At 35.7% G+C, this 21,991-nt stretch carries 25 protein-coding genes and 1 pseudogene; 3 read left to right on the forward strand and 23 right to left on the reverse strand.

From position 1 onward, the window contains the following. Positions 1-7: 7 nt before the first annotated feature. From pseB to ACZ5N5_RS18995, 18 genes and pseudogenes are all read right to left on the reverse strand, one after another. Entirely contained in the window at positions 8-976 is a 969-nt protein-coding gene (pseB, locus tag ACZ5N5_RS18910; RefSeq protein WP_464372907.1) for a UDP-N-acetylglucosamine 4,6-dehydratase (inverting), read from the reverse strand. A 5-nt stretch (positions 977-981) separates the two neighbouring features. Further along, positions 982-2,817: a motility associated factor glycosyltransferase family protein gene (locus tag ACZ5N5_RS18915; RefSeq protein WP_464372908.1), complete on the reverse strand. Its 1,836-nt coding sequence runs from the start codon at positions 2,815-2,817 to the stop codon at positions 982-984. Beyond that, positions 2,807-3,415, reverse strand: a complete 609-nt coding sequence (locus tag ACZ5N5_RS18920) for a hypothetical protein (protein ID WP_464372909.1) — start codon at positions 3,413-3,415, stop codon at positions 2,807-2,809. The genes ACZ5N5_RS18915 and ACZ5N5_RS18920 overlap by 11 nt, the downstream gene beginning before the upstream one ends. Positions 3,416-3,531: 116 nt before the next feature. Next, the gene (locus ACZ5N5_RS18925) at positions 3,532-4,491 is read right to left on the reverse strand and encodes a flagellin N-terminal helical domain-containing protein (RefSeq protein WP_464372910.1); all 960 of its coding nucleotides are present in this window, start codon (positions 4,489-4,491) and stop codon (positions 3,532-3,534) included. Between the two features lie 126 nt (positions 4,492-4,617). After that, positions 4,618-4,848, reverse strand: coding sequence for a carbon storage regulator CsrA (gene csrA, locus ACZ5N5_RS18930; RefSeq protein WP_054787088.1), 231 nt, complete (start codon positions 4,846-4,848; stop codon positions 4,618-4,620). A 1-nt stretch (position 4,849) separates the two neighbouring features. After that, positions 4,850-5,296, reverse strand: coding sequence for a flagellar assembly protein FliW (fliW, locus tag ACZ5N5_RS18935; RefSeq protein ID WP_054787089.1), 447 nt, complete (start codon positions 5,294-5,296; stop codon positions 4,850-4,852). A gap of 12 nt (positions 5,297-5,308) precedes the next feature. Continuing rightward, positions 5,309-5,899, reverse strand: a complete 591-nt coding sequence (locus ACZ5N5_RS18940; RefSeq protein ID WP_109983561.1) for a DUF6470 family protein — start codon at positions 5,897-5,899, stop codon at positions 5,309-5,311. A gap of 58 nt (positions 5,900-5,957) precedes the next feature. Further along, positions 5,958-6,878: a flagellar hook-associated protein FlgL gene (flgL, locus tag ACZ5N5_RS18945; protein WP_109983562.1), complete on the reverse strand. Its 921-nt coding sequence runs from the start codon at positions 6,876-6,878 to the stop codon at positions 5,958-5,960. Between the two features lie 9 nt (positions 6,879-6,887). Beyond that, the gene (gene flgK / locus ACZ5N5_RS18950; RefSeq protein WP_109983563.1) at positions 6,888-8,564 is read right to left on the reverse strand and encodes a flagellar hook-associated protein FlgK; all 1,677 of its coding nucleotides are present in this window, start codon (positions 8,562-8,564) and stop codon (positions 6,888-6,890) included. A gap of 15 nt (positions 8,565-8,579) precedes the next feature. Beyond that, entirely contained in the window at positions 8,580-9,071 is a 492-nt protein-coding gene (locus tag ACZ5N5_RS18955) for a flagellar export chaperone FlgN (protein ID WP_054787154.1), read from the reverse strand. 26 nt (positions 9,072-9,097) lie between these two features. After that, positions 9,098-9,346: a flagellar biosynthesis anti-sigma factor FlgM gene (gene flgM, locus ACZ5N5_RS18960; protein ID WP_054859875.1), complete on the reverse strand. Its 249-nt coding sequence runs from the start codon at positions 9,344-9,346 to the stop codon at positions 9,098-9,100. Positions 9,347-9,479: 133 nt separating this feature from the next. Then, on the reverse strand, positions 9,480-9,893 hold the full coding sequence (locus ACZ5N5_RS18965; RefSeq protein ID WP_464372911.1) for a TIGR03826 family flagellar region protein: 414 nt from the start codon (positions 9,891-9,893) through the stop codon (positions 9,480-9,482). Between the two features lie 18 nt (positions 9,894-9,911). Further along, positions 9,912-10,352, reverse strand: coding sequence for a ComF family protein (locus tag ACZ5N5_RS18970; protein ID WP_464373814.1), 441 nt, complete (start codon positions 10,350-10,352; stop codon positions 9,912-9,914). A 135-nt stretch (positions 10,353-10,487) separates the two neighbouring features. Then, positions 10,488-10,610 (reverse strand): annotated as a pseudogene (locus ACZ5N5_RS18975) (ComF family protein); the annotation flags it as partial. Continuing rightward, the gene (locus ACZ5N5_RS18980) at positions 10,607-11,959 is read right to left on the reverse strand and encodes an ATP-dependent helicase ComFA (RefSeq protein ID WP_464372912.1); all 1,353 of its coding nucleotides are present in this window, start codon (positions 11,957-11,959) and stop codon (positions 10,607-10,609) included. The pseudogene ACZ5N5_RS18975 and the gene ACZ5N5_RS18980, both read right to left, overlap by 4 nt. A 132-nt stretch (positions 11,960-12,091) precedes the next feature. Continuing rightward, positions 12,092-12,934: a DegV family protein gene (locus ACZ5N5_RS18985; protein WP_464372913.1), complete on the reverse strand. Its 843-nt coding sequence runs from the start codon at positions 12,932-12,934 to the stop codon at positions 12,092-12,094. A gap of 207 nt (positions 12,935-13,141) precedes the next feature. Beyond that, positions 13,142-13,843 (reverse strand): response regulator transcription factor, encoded by a 702-nt coding sequence (locus tag ACZ5N5_RS18990; RefSeq protein ID WP_109983566.1) that lies wholly within the window; start codon positions 13,841-13,843, stop codon positions 13,142-13,144. Positions 13,844-13,944: 101 nt separating this feature from the next. Continuing rightward, positions 13,945-15,075 (reverse strand): sensor histidine kinase, encoded by a 1,131-nt coding sequence (locus ACZ5N5_RS18995; RefSeq protein ID WP_464373797.1) that lies wholly within the window; start codon positions 15,073-15,075, stop codon positions 13,945-13,947. Between the two features lie 141 nt (positions 15,076-15,216). Between ACZ5N5_RS18995 and ACZ5N5_RS19000 the strand changes: the two genes are divergently transcribed. Beyond that, positions 15,217-15,867, forward strand: a complete 651-nt coding sequence (locus ACZ5N5_RS19000; RefSeq protein ID WP_054859870.1) for a YigZ family protein — start codon at positions 15,217-15,219, stop codon at positions 15,865-15,867. Positions 15,868-15,940: 73 nt separating this feature from the next. On the opposite strand, the gene ACZ5N5_RS19005 is transcribed toward ACZ5N5_RS19000, so the two are convergent. From ACZ5N5_RS19005 to ACZ5N5_RS19015, 3 genes are all read right to left on the reverse strand, one after another. Continuing rightward, positions 15,941-16,084, reverse strand: coding sequence for a hypothetical protein (locus ACZ5N5_RS19005; protein ID WP_181397431.1), 144 nt, complete (start codon positions 16,082-16,084; stop codon positions 15,941-15,943). Positions 16,085-16,124: 40 nt separating this feature from the next. Next, positions 16,125-16,619 carry a VanZ family protein gene (locus ACZ5N5_RS19010; protein WP_109983567.1) on the reverse strand — a complete coding sequence of 165 codons (495 nt, stop codon included), beginning with the start codon at positions 16,617-16,619 and terminating at the stop codon, positions 16,125-16,127. 179 nt (positions 16,620-16,798) lie between these two features. After that, a complete protein-coding gene (locus ACZ5N5_RS19015) occupies positions 16,799-17,128 on the reverse strand; it encodes a helix-turn-helix domain-containing protein (RefSeq protein ID WP_054859869.1) in 330 nt (109 codons plus the stop codon). A gap of 290 nt (positions 17,129-17,418) precedes the next feature. Between ACZ5N5_RS19015 and ACZ5N5_RS19020 the strand changes: the two genes are divergently transcribed. After that, positions 17,419-18,006 carry a class D sortase gene (locus ACZ5N5_RS19020; RefSeq protein WP_109983568.1) on the forward strand — a complete coding sequence of 196 codons (588 nt, stop codon included), beginning with the start codon at positions 17,419-17,421 and terminating at the stop codon, positions 18,004-18,006. Between the two features lie 65 nt (positions 18,007-18,071). Next, positions 18,072-20,090 carry a penicillin-binding transpeptidase domain-containing protein gene (locus ACZ5N5_RS19025; RefSeq protein ID WP_109983846.1) on the forward strand — a complete coding sequence of 673 codons (2,019 nt, stop codon included), beginning with the start codon at positions 18,072-18,074 and terminating at the stop codon, positions 20,088-20,090. A 265-nt stretch (positions 20,091-20,355) separates the two neighbouring features. Here the strand turns inward: ACZ5N5_RS19025 and ACZ5N5_RS19030 are convergent, their stop codons facing one another. Both ACZ5N5_RS19030 and ACZ5N5_RS19035 read right to left on the reverse strand, forming a co-directional pair. After that, complete coding sequence (locus ACZ5N5_RS19030) at positions 20,356-21,351, reverse strand: Gfo/Idh/MocA family protein (RefSeq protein WP_464372914.1); 996 nt, start codon at positions 21,349-21,351, stop codon at positions 20,356-20,358. A 192-nt stretch (positions 21,352-21,543) separates the two neighbouring features. Next, a complete protein-coding gene (locus ACZ5N5_RS19035; RefSeq protein ID WP_054859868.1) occupies positions 21,544-21,987 on the reverse strand; it encodes an IDEAL domain-containing protein in 444 nt (147 codons plus the stop codon). Positions 21,988-21,991: the final 4 nt, after the last annotated feature.

Genomic DNA, 21,991 nt, shown 5'->3' on the forward strand with positions numbered 1-21,991 from the left:
ATACTCCTTATTCATCAATAAGAGTCTTAAGCTCTTCAATTCTTAACCAATGCTCGTTTGTTTCACTACTGTATTTAAATCCATCTTTTAATATTTTAGAATCCTGTTCTTTAGTTTCATCCCACCACGGAAATTCAGGCTGTATAATATAATAATTATCACGTTCCACTGTTCTTCTAGCGTCATCCTCTGTAATCATCACTTCATGGAGCTTCTCACCAGGCCTTATACCAATAATATCAATCTCACACTCTGGACCAATTGCCTTTGCTAAGTCTGTAATCTTCATACTCGGAATTTTAGGTATAAATATTTCTCCGCCCTTCATTCTATTAAAACTATCTATAACAAATTGCACACCCTGATCAAGTGTAATCCAAAAACGTGTCATTCTTTCATCAGTTATGGGTAAATGCCCGGTTTCTTTCATTTTTTTAAAAAACGGTACAACACTCCCTCTACTTCCCACCACATTTCCATATCTCACTACAGCAAATCTTGTATTTTTATCTCCAGCATACGAATTTCCTGCAACAAATAGTTTATCAGATGCTAGTTTTGTCGCACCATATAGATTTACCGGTGCTGCAGCTTTATCTGTACTAAGTGCTACAACTTTTTGCACCCCTTTATCAATTGCTGCTTCAATAATGTTTTGTGCGCCATGAATATTCGTTTTTACTGCTTCAAACGGATTATACTCACATGCATCTACATGCTTCATCGCAGCAGCATGAACAACATAATCAACGCTATCAAAAGCTCGATACAAACGCTCTTTATCCCGGACATCCCCAATAAAAAAACGCAGTCTCTCATCAGTAAACTCCTGTTTCATTTCATATTGTTTTAACTCATCACGACTAAAAATGATTACTTTTTTGACATTTAGATTTAATAATTGTTCAGTAATCTTTTTACCAAATGAACCAGTACCTCCAGTAATAAGTATTGTTTTATTTTCAAGATAACTCATTAAGTCTACCCCTTTTCTTGTACTATCTTCTCTATAAGCTCATTGAAATAAGAATCTAACTCTTTATATTGCTGTGTGAGTTGCTGTAAAAAAACACCAAAGGTTACTAGAAAATAATTCACTTTTACATCTATTCTCGTTTCAAATTTTATTTTCTTCGTTTTTTTAACTAAATTTTCTATTTGAACCCTCAACATAGGTAATAAGAAAGATAAATAATATTTATTACTTTTTAATTTTTTGAATTTTTTGTCAAATTTAGCAAATTCTTTTTCAATATATTGTGAATTTTTTACGTTAGCGCTATTCTTAGATAGTTTCCCTATAAAACTATTCAATTCACCAAGTTGATGTTCAAATGTTGATTTTTCAGATTTTAACAATAATAGATTTTTTTTCATCTTGTCAATTTCATATCGTGGGTCTGTCTCATACCATCTATGATTAACCTGTTGATCATGAACAAAATGCTTATCAATCACTTCTTGTAAAGGTATAAAGGGAGCACCTGTTATTTTTGCACCCTTTTTAGTCGTGTTATAAACATTAACATTTGAAGTGGCTTTAATATATGCCTCTAGTTGCAGTCGCATTCGATTATATCCATCATCAGTCCATATATCATCGTTATTCACATCTTTAATTGACAATAGTTTTTTTTCAGTTGATATTTCATTATCATATTCGATCCCTTTAGCATACCTTCTATTATTCTGGTAGGATAGATTTTGTCCAACTAAATAAATATTTTCAAAACCTAAATTTGTTAATAACTGATATGTAACTACCGCAATAGAGGGTGCATCATAAACTACCTTAAAATCATCCACATCTTTTAATAAAAAAGGGGCTACTGTATCTTGGCTAGTAAACATATGAAGCAAGGGTCCATTGTAATCAGCCAATGTTTCGTATCCAACTGTACTACCAAAAATTAACGGTATATTAGCAATATTTTTATCCTTTACTTTTTGAATGACCATTTGATTTCGTTCCTGTGGGTCATATGTGCATGTGGCATCAGGATAGATCCCCTGTTCTATTAAAGAATTAATTGCTGAACCAACCGAAAAGATATAAGCTAGTCTTTTTTCTTTTATCTTTCGTAAATTTTCAAATTCCTCATTCAAGCTAGGCCCTGCAGCAACTAGAATGGCCGATTTACCTTCAAATTGGGAGCGATCAACATCTTTTAAGATGTTTGGTGTTTTCACGATTGTGGGAAAATTCTTTATTGCATTGATAGTCCATCTTTTTTGAAATGAAAAGCTTGTTACGATTTTATTTTTTTCATTTTTAAAGAAAGAAACAACAGAGTCGTAAAATTTCTGTAATTCCTCCTGGTATAATTTCTCATAAATCGGCAGACTAAAGATTTGAAAGTTTCCGTTCGATCTCATACTAATGTTATTTATTTGTTCGTCTATTTGGAGACTTTGATAAAAAATCGTATGCAATTTCTGATTTGTTAAATTAGATAAATCATACTCACTTAAAAATGTTGCAAGTACATCTTTATTTGGTTCATAGATAGAGAAATTAACTTTTCGATATTTGTTAATTAATTCATCTAAATGATATCCTAAGCCTATTCCGAAGATAATAATATGATTAGTACCTTCTTCTATGGTAAAGTGATCAACTAAACGTCTTGCTTCATTTTGTGGATCATATTTGCTATGAATATATTTAAATGTCTCTCCATGCTTGATCTTTAATGTTGGAGTATTCTTTTTTGTTTGTTCAACTAGAATATGATCTTCATTTAAAACATGCTGCGTTAAATCATTTAATAACTCTCTGTTATATAATCTCAAATAATTCCTATTTTCAATTAGCATCTTTACGACTTCCTTCTATGTCAATAGTATAAGTAATTATGCTTTTTAGCTTCTCGTAGGTAGGTTTAAATTCGTATAAAATAACATCAGCCATTAGTGTAGTATCATCATTTTCTATGCCTTCATTTAGAATTTCAACTTGTTCTTGTATTTTATTATATGAATCTATATACTCTATCCAATTACTTGGTTTCTCTTCAAATGAATCAATTTTTGTAATCAATTGTATAAGCCATTGTAATCCTTCTGTAAATTCTGCAAAACCATTCCACTCTTCATTAGTCGGATTGGAATAAAATTTATAACCTAGGTCCTCTAAAGGGATGATTGCTTGATTAAGATACTCTTCTGCAGAGTGTAATGTATCATTTATAAATTCCTGTTTCGATTTTGCGATGATTTGCACTGTGTTTATTGTCCCCAAATACCTGTCTAAATATTGTTCTAAATCATCATAAATATCCTTACCGTCTATGACTAAATGACTAAGTAATGATCTGTTATTTACTAGATTATTTATCTCTTCAATTACCTCATCCGCTGAGCTAAGGCTATTCAATTCCACTATTTTTTCTTCGTTATTTAAGATTAATTTCATATTATCCTCCAGTATTACTATTCGTAATAATTATATCGACATATTTCTATAATAATTTAGAGCAAAAATAAAAAAAGGATCTGGAATTAATATCCAGACCCTTTTCCATAATATTATTATCCTAATAATTGAAGTACAGATTGTGGTTGTTGATTTGCTTGAGCTAACATTGATTGAGAAGCTTGGGAAAGAATATTTGCACGAGTCATCTCCATCATTTCTTTTGCCATATCTACATCGCGAATACGTGATTCAGCTGCAGATAAGTTCTCAGAAGAGTTATCTAGGTTAGAAATGGTATGCTCTAAACGGTTTTGGAATGCACCAAGATTTGAACGTTGAGCAGATACTGTTTCAATTGCATCATTGATTACTTCAATTGCTGCAGAAGCTTTTTCATGATCCGCTACAGACAATCCATTTGCCGTACCACTTGTTCCGTCTTCAAGTAATACACCACCATCAGTAGAGTAAGCTGCACCTGAAACTGCTCCATAACCTGAAGCACCCGCCATCAATCCTGATACTGAAGCACCAACTGTATGAGCTCCACTTCCAGTTAATCCTAAAGCTTCAGCACCCATATCTTGGATTGAAATAGTCATGCTTTGACCGTTATTCGCACCAACTTGGAATGTTGCAGTAAAGCCAGAAGCTCCACTTACATTCAACATCTTTTGAGTGTTAAACTCAGTAGTTTCACTGATACGGTTGATTTCTGTAGTTAATTCGTTAATTTCTTTTTGGATTTCGTTACGATCCACACCTACGTTTGTATCGTTGGCAGCTTGTGTAGCTAGCTCACGCATACGTTGAAGGATATTTTGAGTTTCTTGAAGAGCACCTTCAGCAGTTTGGATCATAGAGATACCGTCTTGAGAGTTACGGCTTGCTTGATCTAAACCTTTGATTTGAGCACGCATTTTTTCAGAAATTGCAAGACCTGCTGCGTCATCTCCAGCACGGTTGATACGTAGACCTGAAGAAAGCTTCTCCATTGAGTTTTGCATTGCGCCTTGGTTGATTCCTAGTTGGCGATAAGTATTCATCGCTGGAATATTAGTATTGATAATCATAAGTAAATTTCCTCCTTGAAAATTATGTTTTCCCACATCCTTGTGGAGTTACCGACTAATGTAATTGCGGCCGTCAACCACATCAACCAGCTTCTAATAGTATTATCGGCTCATGTATCGTGATGTTTAATTATTTTTATTATTTTTTTTCAATAAATCAATGATACTGTCTGAAAGATTCGCTGCATCACTATTCTCCGCTTGAATCGACTCATAAACCTCTTGTCGATGGATATCGACATCTCTTGGGGCTGAAATACCTATTTTCACTTGTTCTCCATCAACCTCGAGTATCTTGATCTCGATATCTTCACCAATTTTTATTGCTTCATTAGACTTTCTTGTTAAAACTAACATACTACGCCTCCTTCGTGTTGGAGGATTGCTGGAAGATCGCTTCCCTCGTGGTATATTTTGAATGCATGGCAACTAATTGTTTGGCCTGTTTGTTTGATTGATTAATAATAACTGGTGCTTGAAGATTGGCTGTGCTGGTAGTTAAAGGTTCCCTTACTGTTACAATAGATAATGCTCTTACTTCCTCCTTCTTTTCGATAGAAAGCTGATTTATCGTAGCATCATCTAATTTAAACTGATAGTCTTTCACAAACAAAAACGGATCGATCACCACAAATGCAGGGTTTTGTTGATGAATAGATTGCAATACTTGAAATAAACCACTTTCTTCAAAATTCAATAACACAAAATCTTTTTCATCTAAAAAGCCTGGTATTCCTTGTGGAAAACGAATAATGTCCTCTTCTTTTATTTCTACCACACCAAAATATTTCGTTTCGATTCTCATATGTCACCTCTTTTATAGATCCATTTCAAAATGATTGCCTACAAATTTCATATTAGTAAAATCAATTTCCAGCCAGTTTTTTTGTTTTAAATAGACCTCTACTCCTCCTGGTTGATACTGAAATTGATTTTTCGTTTGTTCTGTACGTATAATAGGCTCGTTTGCCTTTGCTTTAATATCCACCCTAGCTGGTTGGTAATCAAACTTCACACCATCCAAGGAGGGGATCCAGCCAATATTAAACTGCTTCATCGGTCTTTCCCCGTTTTGTTTCGCTATTTGTGCAATACGATTACCACCATTTTCGATTTTCATTAATTGATCACCTTGATGGCGACGTTTTTTTGAGCCTTGTATAGCGGTTTGCATGGCTTCTTGTGCCATTTTTTTCACAGATTGCTCAACAGGTATTATACCAACATCTGCTAACGCTTTTGATTGGTCTATCGTTAACTTACCTGGTTCCACATTAATTTGGAGCTCTGCTTCTGGCTGTTTAATTGTTTGTTTAGCAGGTCCTGAATCAATGCTAAGCTTTGCATTTTTAATATTCAGTCCAATCATGGCATTCTGTGACTGAATGCTTATTTGAGGTAATTGCATGATCATTTCTCCTTTTGCGAAAAAGCCTCACCTTAGAATGTAAGGTAAGGCTTTTTAATCAGCGTAAAAAGTCAAGTAAAGTAGGCTGGATCACTCTCGCTCCTGCGCTTAGTGCTGCACGATGGACTGCTTCTTGTGATGTTAAATTCAAAATGACTTCTTCTAAGTCTGCATTTTCATTTTTTGACATCATATCCGTTGCGGTCACTTGTTGTTCTAATACCCGATTTTCGATTAAATCAATTCGATTTTGTCGAGCTCCAAGGTCTGCTCGAGCATTGACGTTATTATCTATATGTCCATCAATTTTTTCTATAAATTGGGCAATTTCCTCATCTGATGCATTATCATCATCTAAAGTATTTGCGAAATCAGTTAGGTCTTTGAATAGGTCTTCTGTAAATACTTCATTCCCTTTTGTATTTACTTGGATTTTTGACCCGGTAGAAACTTCAATATTTACTGCATCTTGATTGCCATAAAATTGAAAGAAATCTGGATTTGCTGCTGAAGTATCCTCTCCATCTAATACATATGGTTTGTCTCCACCATTACCAGTTGTTGCGGTTCCACTGAAAATATACTTATTATTTACTTTCGTGTTAGCAATCTCTAGAATATGCTCTTTTAGTTGTCTCACCTCAGAAGCCATATTGCCTCGCTGGCCTTCTTCATAAGTACCATTTGCCCCTTGAACAGCTAGCTCCCGTAAACGTTCAAGCCCCTTTTGTACTTTTTCAAGCGCTGAATCTGTATTATCCATCCAGTTATGTACTTCCCCAATATTTCGTTCATATTGCTCTAATTGATTCACCTGTGTGCGATAATTCATCCCTTTCATCGCAATCACTGGATCATCAGATGGTCGATTTATCTTCTTTCCTGTAGATAATTGCTCCATATATTTACCTAAGCTATTATAGCTGTTACTCAAATTACGCAGCATATTGTTCGTTAACATACTTTGTGTGACTCTCATTTACTCTACTTACCTCCCTACTAATCCCATATTGTTAATAATTCGATCTAACATCTCATCAACCACCGTCATGTTACGTGCAGCAGCATTATAAGCATGTTGGAATTGAATGAGATTTGTCATTTCTTCATCCAGTGAAACCGTACTAATAGACTGTCTTGTTTCTACTACCTGTTTACGGAGAATTTCCGAGTTTCCTTGCATGCGAATGGATTCTTCTGCCTTTACTCCCATTTCTCCAATGATTGATTCAAAATAGCTCTTGATAGAAGCTTTCTCATCTAATGTTGGAACAAAATCCGGAGCTGTATTGTTAGAAGTGATGTATTGTTCTACTCGTTTTGTATAAACATCAGCAAGTGAGATAGCATTTTCACCGTCTCCTGATGCTCCATCACTACTAGCTGCTATTAAATCTGTATCATTTTTAATTGCCTCTGCAACATCAATGGTATCGGCTGTGCTTCCTACGAAAAAGTCAATCCCCTGATCTCCTAAGCCATCCCCATCTGAATCTACTAAGGAGTAACCATTTTTATGTACTGCATTGAATTCATTGACAAAATGCTCAACCATTACATCTAATTCATCTAGCATTTCGTTATATTCACCGGCAGGTACATTCGTTCCGGTACCATCATAATTAAAATCTTGTAAATAACCTGCTCCATCTACTATTGCATTCAATTTACCCTGGACTTCATAATTCTCCCCATAAATAAAAACTTCTTGGTCATAATTAGCAACAAGTGCCTCTATTTGTTCTTCAGAGGTCAGATCTCGATCTGGTTGTGCAAAAAACATAGCTTGTACATTATTTTGATTATCAAAATCAACAAATACGTGGTTAACTGCCTCATCACTACCAGCAATAATGTCTACACTACCATTTACTAAGGTAATTGGGTCTGATCCATTGTTTTCTACACTAGTATTCTCTGTATTAAGAGTTATTGTTACAATCCCTTCTGCTATCGGACTAGGTTGTCCAGTACTCTCACGATAACTCACATTTATATCTACATATTCCGATAACTCATCAATCAAACTATCCCGTTGATCATATAAATCATTTGGAACATAACCGTGTGGCTCTATTTTTGCAATCTGACCATTAAGCTGATTAATTTGATCAATTATAGAATTAACATCTGTCTCTCCAACCCCAATTTCATTTTTTAAATTGGCTCGGACATCTTGTAAGGAGGAATGAACATACTGAAAGGATTCTGCTAATGCTATTGCTCTTTCTTTTACCACGGAACGAGCACCTGAATCCTCTGGGTTAACGGATAAATCTTGTAATGCTTGCCAAAACTGATCCATTGTATGAGACAATCCTGCTTCCGATGGTTCATTAAGAATAGTCTCCATCTTGGACATGATATCTGCTTTAGACGTATAATACCCTACCTTCGCATTCTCCTGACGATATTGCTTATCAATAAAACTATCTCTTATTCTCTCAATAGATCCTGCTTCCACACCTGTTCCAATCTGCCCCGGAATTTGTGGGCGATTCCTAGACGCTGGCGGGAATGGTGTTGTAGCATTAAAATTCACCCGTTGCCTCGTATATCCTGCTGTATTAGCATTTGCTATGTTATGACCTGTTGTATATAAGGCGGTTTGCTGTGCATGTAAAGCACGTTTTGCTACCTCTAATCCACCAAAGCTTCCTAACATTTTTTCTCCTCCTCATTATGCCTTTGAATCAAATACGGATCGTTTCGACAAGGAATCCTGTGAAGTTTTCCCATTCCCATAGTTCAAATTTTTAAGGGATGGCTGTACCATATCCAAGGACAAACGAACAAATTGAAGTGATTGTTCCGTCAATTGTTTATTTAGATCCTCTTGTCTTCTTAGATCTAACAGTAATTCTGCTAGCCTTAAGGTTACCGCTTCAAGAGCAGTTCTCTCTTCTCCTTCTGCGTATTGCTCAATAATAGTGGAGACTGAAGTATTCTGATCAAGCTGATTTGAATTAGCCCAGATCTCCACCATTTCATTACGCTTCTGTTCCATTTGATTAATCGCCTGCACATGCTTTTGCTCTTGATTCAATAAGCGTTGTAATCCCTCTATATTGCCTTCCTTCAGCACTTCTGTTTTTTGTTTTGAAACGTGAAGTAGACTTTCATGTAACTGAATCATTTTCTCTAACTGTTGCGTTATTTTCCGAACTGACATGTAAGTGTCTGCTCCTTTTAGCTTAATTATTTCCAAAAATTCAAGATTTTCCTTGCTGTTTCTTTTACATTTACTTTATATTCGCCTGTTTCGATTTGCTGCTGAATTTCCTTCACATAGGCTTGGCGACTATCCTTTGCTTGCATTTCTTTTGCTTTATTAGAAATTTGTAATTGGTCTTCCTGACGTGTAGTGGATTTATGGGATGTTTGTTTTTTCTGTATCTGTTGTTGATATGGATTAACATTCGTATGGTTTGGTCCGTTCACTTTCATGACCACTCACCTCTTTCCTAACTATTGCGTATCCTATATTCTATATCATGTATATCGACAACTCAGCCAAAAAGTTAAATATATTTTTAGTATAACTAGGTTGAGCGACAATGAGAAGTAATTTTTAAGAACGCTAGTCTTTCGTAAAATATGTTCGAATTTTCTTTTCGTCTTCTTCATTTCGTTGCTTTATTTGATCTATCTGATGATGTTTTTTTAAATCATATTTTATGTCATTCTTACATTTATCACATAGTACCCCAGATGACACGGGCTCACCACATCGTTCACAAGAAGTATACAAATTAGGAAACTGAGATCGCCGTAAACGTTTATCCTTCACGAATTGTAGAATAATTTCATGTTCGACTTCTGTTGCTTCTGAAATCTCTGTTATTGTTGCTTGTCTATTTTTTCTTATTCGTAAAAACTGAACTACCCTTTCATATTTTTTCTCTTCTTCCTTCATACAATCTGGACAGATCGATCTGTTTATCTTCGCAAAAACTTTATCACAATATTCGCAATTTGCCAGTTCAGCCATCATGGGCTACCTCCCTTTTATCTATCGAATTAACGTAAAACTATATACATGTGGGCAACCAGCTAATTTCAATGTTTTGGCTGCATGATAGATTGTCGTACCTGTTGTATAAATATCATCGACAATAACAGCGGTTTTGTTTAGGCCTGTTTCTAGATAAAATGGATTGTTAGATTCTAAACGAGCTCTTTTAGATTTTTTGGATTGTTTTTCTGTTTTTGTTGGATCCCTTTTTAAAATCGATGGAATAATAGATTTCTTTGATATAATCTTTGCAATAGCTTCTGATTGATTGAAGGCACGCTCATATAACCTCTCTTCTGTTAGTGGTATTGGTATCATAACAAAATTTGAATCTAATTTTGAAAAATGTTGATCAAATACTTCGAGAATATATGGTTTGAATATTTCAATTAAATGGTAATCACCTCTGTATTTCCATTGTGCGATAATTTCTTTCATGAAGGAGTTATACTGGAAAACTGCACGGTTTTTCTCTAGTACTTCTTTACACTCCCCACGTGTTTCCCACCTTATGCAATCCGAGCATAGCCCTTGTTGCTTCATTTGTCGACCACATTTTTCGCATATGTCTCCTTCTATCTGTTCTATCTTTTTTTGGCATTCTTCACATAGGTTGCTAGCTTTATTAGGAAAAAGAAAATTGGACCATGTCACCTCTGTTTGAATAAAGGACTGACAAATTAAACAGTAGCTCATAACGCTTTTCCTTTCTGGTTCATTCGTTTTATTTGCTTGACCGCTTGAATCATAGCTTCTGTCTTACCTTGATGAATCAACAATACATCTCCTGTTGGATCTTTTGGGCTTCTGCCAGCGCGTCCAGCAATTTGAACGATTGCTGCTTCATCAAAAACGTCGTGACCAGCATCGATCATAACCACGTCAATGGAAGGAAAGGTGACGCCTCGTTCTAAAATAGTTGTTGTTATTAATACATTTATTTTCCCTTCCCGGTATGCTGTAATTTTCTCTTTTCGTTTTGGATCATCGGCATGAACGGTAGCAAGGTCCAGACCTTTTTCCTCTAGTAATTTCGCAAAAGGAGTTAGCAGCTGTATCGTTGGAACAAATAGTAACCATTGTCGCTTCGGATCATGGCTATCTAGAAACGCTTCTAAACTATGAAGCATTTTATTTTGAGAGATTTTTCGCTTGAGACCTAACTCAAGCCTTAAACGTGGAACAGGTAGTGGATAGCCATGAAAACGAATCGGGACAAAGATAGCTTTTAATTTGTTCGATTCAATCAATCGTTTTTGTTTTGGGCGAGGCGTTGCGGTGAGATAAATTTTAGTGGCATATTTTTTGGCAGATCTTACTGCAAACTGATGTAGTAATGGATCATGATGAAATGGAAAGGCATCGAGTTCATCAATGATAAGTAAATCAAATGCATTCTGATAACGGATTAACTGATGGGTAGTTGCGATAATAAGCTGCCCAACACCTGTCCTATCCCCTGTTCCGCCATATAATGCCTCCATTTCTGTATTTGGAAACACCTCTTTTAGACGGGGGTATAATTCTTGGACAACATCTGCTCTTGGTGTAGCAAGACAAATCCTTTTATTATGTCTAATCGCTTCTGTAATTGCTGGATAAAGCATTTCTGTTTTACCTGCACCGCAAACCGCCCAAATCAGTAGCTCTTGCTTCGGTTTACTAGTAGCATGAAGGATAGCATTTGCTGCTAACTGCTGATGCTTAGTTAGAGAACCTTCCCAGAAGCATGGATTTTTTTGCTGTGGCCAGAAGATATTAGGTCCCGTCCAAATGAATAATTTCTCACAGAACAGTACTCTACCAGTTCGAATACAGTTGCGACAATATACATGAGAAGTTTGGCAACGAGAGCATGGGATATTAGCAAAGTGATGTGGGGTAGTGGTGTGGCATCTATTACATTTATATTGAAGAAATTTTCTTGAGATTGCTGGTATTTGTTGAAGGTAGCCAAGCTCTACTAGATGGTGTAATCGATCATTGGGGATATTAATTTCTTCACGAAGTAAAATTTTCCCTGCTAAATAATGACTTTCTTTCATACAAACCTCCTATTCTACCATTTTGTTCGTCATCAATAGAAGGAGTTGCAAACTAAAACCTAAGGTAATGTCTGCATGACCAACCTCCTCCTCTGATGAAAGTCTCGCTTTATTTCAATACAGAAAAATTGCTTATTTTTTGTACCATCCTATCCCTAAAGACCCTTCTCCCAAATGTGTCCCGATTACCGGACCAAAATAGCTAAGTTCGAAGTCGACATGAGGATATTTTTCCATTAACTGTTGCATGATTTCATTTGCATCTGCTTCTCTATTAGCATGGATAATGGTTGCTCGAAGCGGTTCTCCACTACTTGCATCCTCATCAAATAACTGAAAAATTCGTTTTAAAGCTTTCTTCTCTGTTCGGATTTTTTCAAATGGGACGATAATTGTCTCTTCAAAATGTAAAATTGGTTTAATTTGAAGCATACTTCCGATTAGGGCTTGAGCTCCATTCAATCGGCCACCTCGATGTAGGTGTGAGAGATCATCCACCATAAAGTATGCTCTCAAGCTTTTCTTTATTTCATCAAGTCTTTGAAGAATAGTGGGAGCATCTTTCCCTTCTTCAGATAATCTTGCAGCTTCTAATACGTAAAATCCCTGAGCCATACAACTAATCTCTGAATCAAATGGATAGACCTCTATATTATCTGCCATTGATTGTGCAGTTCTAACCGTTTGATACGTGCCACTAATACCACTAGATAAAGTGATAAAGATAGCTTGATCATATTCCTTTGATAGTTCCTCTAGTTTTTCATTTATCTTACCAATGGATGGTTGGGTTGTTTTGGGTAGCTGTTTAATTGTTTTCACTTTTTCATAGAATTCATTTGTCGTGATATCTACCTCTTCTTGATAGGCCTTATCACCGAACACTACACTTAGTGGCACCATGTGAATATGATTTTTTTCTCTTTGCTGTTCAGGTATATATGCTGTACTATCTGTAATGATTGCAACCTTCATCACATCGTTTCCTTCCTATAATTTATATTGCCTTCTATTTTACCTAATTATGAATGGGATGCATAGTAATATTATATAAATTTCTAAGTGTTCATTCTGCTATGTCCGGTTCTTTTTAGTTAGAAATCTATATATTTTGCTATAATACCCGTTTTTCCTCCCACCAAATAATAAAATCCCCGAACATCTCCGGGGATTTCGCGTAATTTATAAAATTTCAACCCAACCTTTTTTGATCGCGATAACGACAGCTTGGGTTCGATCCTTAACTTTCATTTTTTGCAGGATACTACTCACGTGATTTTTCACGGTTTTTTCACTTATATAGAGGGATTCAGAAATTCCTTTATTGCTTTTCCCTTCAGCTAGTAATTGTAGAACCTGGCATTCCCTTCGAGTAAGTAAATGCAATGGTTTACGATGATCGATTTTCTTTAATTTAGATAATGTATTATCCGAACCATAAAGCGCATCTTCTTCTGCTATTAATCTGCGGTACTCTTGAACTAAGTTATGGGTTACTTTCGGATGGAGGTAAGATCCGCCTTCACTTACAACAGTAATTGCTTCAATTAGGGCATCAGAATCCATTTCTTTCAACAAATAGCCTTGAGCGCCAGATTTTAATGCATGTGTTACATAATTTTCATCATCATGGATGGACAAAATAATGACTTTAACTCCAGGATATTTTTCTAATAATTCTGCAGTAGCTTCGACACCATTAACATCAGGCATGTTAATATCCATCAAGACTACATCAGGCTTGTACTTTTTAACTAGGTCAATGGCAATCGAACCATCATCCCCTTCTGCTAATACGTTAAAGCCTGATTCTAATTCTAGAATTCGCTTGACACCTTCCCTAAATAGTTTGTGATCATCGATTAGTATGATATTTGTTGTCATGTAAAAACCTCCTAGATTTTATTCTATTTTTATCTATGCTTTTAGGAAAACGTTCTTTTTTACTAGCTCAAAGTTATTATACACTGATTCTAAATAATGTGTTAATTTTTAGTTATTGGAATTCGTATCAAAACCTGTGTTCCTTTTCCGAGTTCACTTTTAATTTCTAGTTTGCCACTTAACATTTCAATCCGTTCTTTCATCCCTATAATCCCGAATGATTTTTCATTTTTAAGAGACTGATCAAAGCCTTTTCCATTATCACGTATTAAAACAGTAGCTTGATCCTTCATAATCTCTAGCTTTACATCAATTCTAGGTGCTTCAGCATGCTTTAAAGCATTTTGTATCGATTCTTGTATTAACCGAAAGAGTGCTACTTCATATTGTCCTGCTAATCTTTCCTCCGGTGCTCTGTATGTAAAATAAATCTCTCCATGCTGATCCTCGAGTGTAGCTATATATTTCTTTATCGTCGGAACAAGTCCTAAATCATCTAAAGCCATTGGTCTGAGATCATAAATAATCCTTCTAACCTCATGTAATGAATCACGAATCATAACACGAGTGCTTTTCAGCTCTGACATCGCATTTTCTACATCCCCTTTACGATAAGCACGCTCGACAATGTCGGATCTAAGCAGGATATTCGCAAGCATCTGTGCAGGACCGTCGTGCATTTCTCTTGAAAGTCTACGCCTTTCCTCCTCTTGTGCTTCAATTATCTTCAAGCCAAAAGCTTGTTTTTCTTGGGCATTTTGTAGTATATCTGATATATGTTTGAAATCTTCACTTAAATAATTGAGGATGATCGAGATCTTCCCCATAACATTCTCAGCTCTCGCAACGGTGCCTTCGATGGTTTTCAGGCGTAGCTCGATCTCATCCCTTCTATGACGTAAAGATTTTTCCTTATCACGCTTCATAATGAATTCTGACTGAATTTGATGAGCTACATCATAAGCATTTCGTATCGCATCCTCCGAATAAGTGGCGAAATTTCTACTCACCTCTGAAAGCTTTTTTCGTGCTAAGCTAGACTTACGCTCTAGTTCATTACCTTCTTCGATGGTTTTGGCTACTTGCTTCTTCAAGGTTGCTAGCTCTTTCGTCAGCGCTTCATATTCTTTACGTGATTCTTCAGTGATATCGAAAACATCATCCTTACTATTTTTGACTGTTTCGATCATTTCTTCTATTATAGAATCTAATTCATGCTCCAGGTTCTCCATATTATTCAACTTTCACCACCTAGTCTCATTTACACATTTTCGATATAATTAGTACTTTTTATGGGGGTATAAATAATTTTGTTGTAGTACGATTTTACACATTATTTGTGTGATAATACAAGTTTTTTAGGAGGAAAGACAATGCTCGATCAATATTATACTGTAAAACACGAGGGAGTTGATGAACAAGTCATCCAAAAATCTCGTTTTATCGGTTATGTAAAACGTGTAGAAACCGAAGAAGCTGCTCAGCAATTCATTTCTCAAATAAAGAAAAAACACCATGATGCAACACATAATTGTTCTGCATATATGATTGGAGAACATGACCAACTACAAAAAGCAAATGATGACGGCGAGCCGAGTGGTACAGCTGGTGTACCTATCCTAGAAGTCTTAAAAAAAAGGCAGTTAAAAGACACAGTAGTTGTCATAACTAGGTATTTTGGTGGTATAAAGCTTGGTGCTGGTGGCTTAATTCGTGCATATGCAAGTACCACATCTCTTGCAATCAATTCTACTGGTGTTGTGGAAAGAAGTCTAATGCAAGAAGTAATCCTAACCATTGACTATCCATTACTTGGAAAAGTCGAAAATGAACTACAACAATCCTCTTTCATTTTAGACAAGATAGAATACTTAGCACAGGTAACACTACATGTTTATGTAAAAAAAGATGAAACAAACAAATTTAAGGATTGGCTGATAAATCTTACTAATAGTCAAGTTATCTTAACAGACGGTGACGTGAAATATATCGAGGTTGATCTACCTATTACTAATGACCTTTAATCACATTTCCCTGGGAATAATTTTTTAAAAGAGTGTGGCAAATCTATAATTCTAGTTGCACACTCTTTTATTTTTACTTTTTTAATGTAATCACATTAGATTGTTTGATTTCATCTGATAGTTTTTTTATAAAATCAGAAGAATTTTCAATTTGATCACGCTCTGTTTCATCTAACATTTTTTGTAGGATAGATTTGTAAATTTCCTGTTCGGACAAACTCTCAACCCCTTTTTCGTACCCTCTAGTATATAATATGTTAGTGCATGATTTTTGTTCGATGCTGAATGATACGAAGAATAGAAATAATAAGCACAGCGATGATTGCACCTATCCCATCCAAAAAGATATCCCCTATATATGGGGTGCGATTTGGTGTCCAACCTTGATGCCATTCATCGAAAATAGCGTACAATATCGTGGAAAAAAATGCAAATAAAACTGCCATTCTACTACTAGCTATCGTTCTCGTAAATGCATAGTATAGCAATAGACAAAGAATTAGAAACACCGTAACATGTGCTCCTTTTCGAATAAAGAATTCGATGAATCCTCCGATCCCAAGAGATGCGATGCTTACTTCTGATTGATGATATACAAAGGAAACATGATCAAATATCGGTTCCAAAAAGGTTAGATCCAAATATTTTGCTAATGTTGGCTTTAAATCTTGGTCTTCGTAGGGCTGTGAAGATGAATAAAAGATAACCCCCATCCAAAGTAATGCTGGTATATAATAGGTATACTTTTTCATCTGCCTCTCCTTTACTTACGAATAAATTATCCCCTATGCCGACTCTACTATACCATTGGCAATTACCTATTTTATTTCGGGGGTATTTTGATAGATTATACAACATATTATAAAAACAAAAAAGAATGCGCGAAAGAAAAAAAGCCAGTCTCTTGAGTAAGGACTGACTTATTATTAGTTTAATGTGATTGTTTTTTCCATTTATTAAATTCTAAAAAATCTTTAAATTCCTCTTTTGATACACCTGACTTCATGGCTTCTTCCGCTAATTGTAACCATTCATCGTCTAATTGTTGGCGAAGTGTTTCATTATCTGCACTCATTAACAGCTCATTGACAGATACTCCAAGAACCTTTCCTACCTTTTCCATAAATTGAATAGACGGATTGGACTGAATTCCACGTTCAATGGAGCTTAAATATGATTTAGCAACTCCAGCTTGTTCTGCAACCTCTGAAAGAGACATTCTCTTTTCTTTTCGGATTCCTTGTATTTTTTTGCCAATCATAGTGACTCACCTACTTTCTATTTTCCAATATCATTATAGCACAATCTTCCCATTTGTTCTATATAAAGTTACATTTTTTGTCGAAATCATGAATAATATATGAATAAAACGTGTATTTTAGACGAATAATTAGTTCTAAATACCTATTTTAGTTCTTGAAATAGAATGGGTATTTTTACAAGTATAGGCATTAAATAACGAAAATATGATGAATTTTTTTATTTTGCTTTGCGTGCATTTTTCACCATTTACCAGTATAATATGTATAACATATGTAGTGAGGTGTTTCAATGAGGAAATTAGCCTTAATCTTTATCATTGCTGGTTTAGTATTACTAGGAGTTGGGGGCTATCAATATTTCAAGATCCAAGCGGCTGAAAAGCAAGCGGCAACAGAGGCAAAGGAATTCCTAAAGCAACCTTCAGATCAAAAGTCAGCAGAAGATTCTTGGAAGTACTCTTCTGATACCTTTTTCCCTGAAACAGGGCTTGAGGTTGGTTTTTTAAGAATTCCTACACTAGATGCTGAACTTCCTATCGTGGAAGGAACGGATCCTGATGACTTGGAGAAAGGCGTTGGGCATTATAAAGGCTCAGCATATCCATTACAAAATGATCAAATTGTACTGTCTGGACATCGAGACACTGTCTTTCGTAGTCTTGGTGAAGTGAAAATTGGTGATACTTTTGTGATTGAATTACCATATGGTGAATATACATATGAAATGGTAGATTCAAAAATAGTAGATGCAGATGATACAACGATTATAAAGTCTACAGCACCTCGAGAAGAGCTTGTGATTACAACCTGCTATCCATTTTCTTATGTAGGTAATGCACCAGATCGCTACATCATTTATGCAAAACCTGTTTACTAAAAAGCGTATGATCTTATACGCTTTTTCTATTTATCACAACAAATAATGAGGGGGAATAATTTGTGATGAAAAAGTTTTTATTTTTAGGCACTATACTCTTTACAGTATTACTCATCGGTTGCCAAGAAAAAGAGGAAGTGGAGCCAGAGGAACGCTTACAAGAGTATGCTGATCATTGGATGAACCAGGAGTTTGAAAAAATGTATAAGATGGTAGCGGAAACAGAGAAAGAAGATTTTATTGATCGTTACCAAAAGATATATAAAGACTTAGAAATAAACAAAGTGGATGTTTCGTTTGACGTCCCAGATACAGAAGAAAAAGAAAAAAACGACGAAGCAGAAACAGAAGTATTTCCTCTGAAAGTCAGTATGGAGTCTGTTGCAGGACCGATCACTTTCGATACCGAAGTCGAAATGAAAAAGGTCGTTAAAGAGGTGGAAGGTGAAGAAAAAACGGACTGGCTTGTTAATTGGAATCCTGGACTTATTTTTCCTGAAATAAAAGATGGGGGCACAATAGGTTTAGAAACCATTGAGCCTAAAAGAGGAGAAATCTATGACCGAAATCGAGAAGGACTTGCTGTTAATGCAAGTGTCTATGAGTTAGGCGTCGTACCTGAACAGTTCACGGATGATAAGATCAAGAGTGAGAAAGAAACCATTGCTAAAGCATTAGGTATTACTGTAGAAGAAATAGATAATGCTTTAGATGCTAACTGGGTCCAACCTAATTATTTTGTCCCATTAAAGGTTGTTCCTTCTTTAACAGATGAAATAGAAAAGGCGATTAGTTCTGTCCCAACACTAAAAACCCAAACCACCACAGGCAGAATTTATCCATTAGGGGAAGCAGCGGCCCATTTAGTAGGATATATTGCACCAGTTACAGCAGAAAAATTGGAAGATTTAGATGATGCCTCTTATTCAGAGAATGATATGGTTGGTTATCGAGGATTAGAAGAACTATATGAAGAACAACTTCGTGGAGAAGCTGGGGTCAAGATTACCGTTGAAAAAGAAGGGCAAGAGCCTGTTATTCTAGCGGAAAAAGAAGTGAAAAATGGTGAAAATCTAAATTTAACGATAGATATAAAAGCACAAAAGAAAATATTTGAACAAATGGACAATGAACCTGGAACGGCCACTGCTATTGATCCTAAAACAGGAGAGACATTAGCTTTAGTCAGCAGCCCTTCCTTTGATCCAAATGCCTTTATTTATGGATTGAGTAATACCCAATGGACAGAATGGCAGGAAGATCCGAATAACCCATTACTAAATCGATTTGCTTCGACCTTTGCACCTGGTTCCGTTTTTAAACCGATAACTAGTACAGTTGGCTTGGAAAATGGTTCGATTGATCCTAATGAAACATTTGAAATTGACGGTCTCACTTGGCAGAAAGAAGGCTGGGGAAATTATTATATAACAAGGGTTTCTCCATCTAATGGACCTGTTGATTTAGATGATGCACTCGTACGCTCAGATAATATTTATTTTGCCATGCAGGCATTGGATATGGGAGCAGATGCCTTTGTGAAGGGATTAAAAGAGTTCGGATTGGGCGAAGATGTTCCGTTCACTTACCCCATTGAAAAAAGTACGATTTCCTCTGATGGAAATATTACTGAGGAAGTACTTCTAGCAGATTCTAGTTATGGGCAAGGGGAAGTACAAATGAGTGCCCTTCATCTCGCAAGTGCTTTTTCGATATTTCTAAATGATGGAAATATGGTAAAGCCTACTTTGTTGTTAGATGAGGCAGATGGCGAAAGCTGGAAGCAAGGATTAATATCTGCTGAGAATTCCTCATTAATAAAAGAATCCATGAGAAGAGTCGTTACTCATGGCACGGGAAAAGCAGCCAACTTAGATAGTATAGAAATTGCTGGGAAAACAGGTACTGCAGAATTGAAACAATCCAAGGATGAAGAAAACGGTCAAGAAAATGGCTGGTTTGTCGGATATCCTACAGACGGAAGTATCCTCATTTCTATGTTTATCGAGCATGTGGAAGATAATAATGGAAGTGGGTATGTAACAGAAAAAGCCGCAAACGTTTTGGCTGAGCTTAAAGAATAGAGTAACGGACATTCCGGAAGTGATCTGGAATGTCCGTTTTAGTTATTGTTGGCTTTTGTGTCAAGAGTTTAACAATACTAGGATATATTTTTTATCTTAGCTATCCTGCTTGGCAACTGCTATATTACCGAGATATATCTTTTTATCTTGGCTATCTTGCTTGGTATCAACTATATTGCCAACATATATCTTTTTATCTTGACTATCCTGCTTGACATCGATCTTGTTACCAAGATAAACCCTTTTATTCTACATTTTTATCACACTATAATTTAATCACTTTGTTTTCTCGACTACTTTGATAAACTGCATCTAAAATAGCCATCTGTTTTTTCATTTCTTCCACATTATAAGCTAATGGTTTTTGTTCTAAGACAGAACTAGCAAAATTTTCCACCATTAATTTATATTGATCACCAGCTTCTTTATGAGTGACAGGTGTTTGCCCTTCTTTTTTTAACACCAATTCTCCAGCCATATTCTCATTCTCATCTGGACGAAAGGCTGTCGTTACGGTTATCGTACCTTTAGAGCCTACAACTTCGTAGGATTGACGGTTAATTGTATCAAAGCTTGTATCAAATACTCCTAATTTCCCATCATGAAAGGTTAGCACTCCTATCATAGTCGTATCTACTTGAGACTCTCCTTTTTTCGTAGAACTAGCATAAACCGATATAGGCTCGTCTGATAAAATATTTCGAATTGCATGTAATGTATAACAACCGACGTCATACATTGCCCCTCCTCCTAGGTGGTTTTGCAAGCGGATATTTTGATCATTATCTAAGTAAAAGGAAAAGCTGGCCCTCATCATAACTATTTCTCCAATTTCTCCATTGCTGATTAACTTCTTCACTTTCTGATGTTGTGGATGAAATTGATACATAAATGCTTCCATAAATGTAATTTTGTTTTGTTTTGCTGTCTCTATCATTTCTAATAATTCGCCATTATTCAAAGCTACAGGCTTCTCACACAATACGTGCTTTTTAAAATTCGCTGCTTCGATCATCCATTGTTTATGCATGGAATTAGGTAGCGGAATATAGACAGCGTCAATTTGCTCGTCTTTTAACAATGCATCATAGCTATCATAAGCTTTAGGGATAGCCCATTTATCTGCCACCTCTTGTGCCTTTTTCAACTTACGACTTGCTATCGCCACAACCTCTCCATTACTAGATCGTTGAATAGCTGGAATAACCTGCTCTTGTCCAATTTTTGCAGTACTTAATACGCCCCATCTTAGTTTTGGCATATGTAGCTCCTCCTTCTTATGCTATAACCGAACTATATTGTCCAGTGATATAAGTATTCGCCTCTGCGTCGGTAAATACAACTGCTTTTGGAAATTCTACTCGAAATCCCAAGTACTTCCTACTCTTTATCATACAAAAACTTTTATAGTTACAAGTAAAAAAAGCAGGTATGTTCACCTGCTTTCAAGTAATTACATCTCATTTAATTTTGTTGTATATAGTTGAAATTTTGCTTGATCTCTTTCATCAAGAGCTTTATCTATTAATCTTAATAAATTATTTCTTTCCAATTCCATAATCGCATGGTCAATATTATCCTTTTTATTTTTTGTTTGTGGCATGACCATATATGAACTTAAAACGATGGACAGATGATCTTCAAAGTCTTTTATTTTCATAAGATCTTCTAATGTAATGCGATTATATTTCTTTCCTTTTTGGAAAACAAATACAGCATCCTTATTTTCTATTTCCTGTGTATCGCGATTGATTCGGATTTCTCTCGCTTCGAGTGGAACAAAATGGTATACTTTTTCATCCATTAATAATGAAAAGTATTGATATGCTAACATCACCCGAATGTAGTTGCCTTCTTCCTTTACGTAATAGGGTTTGAACATTTTAACCGAAAGCAAGTCT

The sequence above is a fragment of the Gracilibacillus sp. JCM 18966 genome (assembly GCF_055392695.1).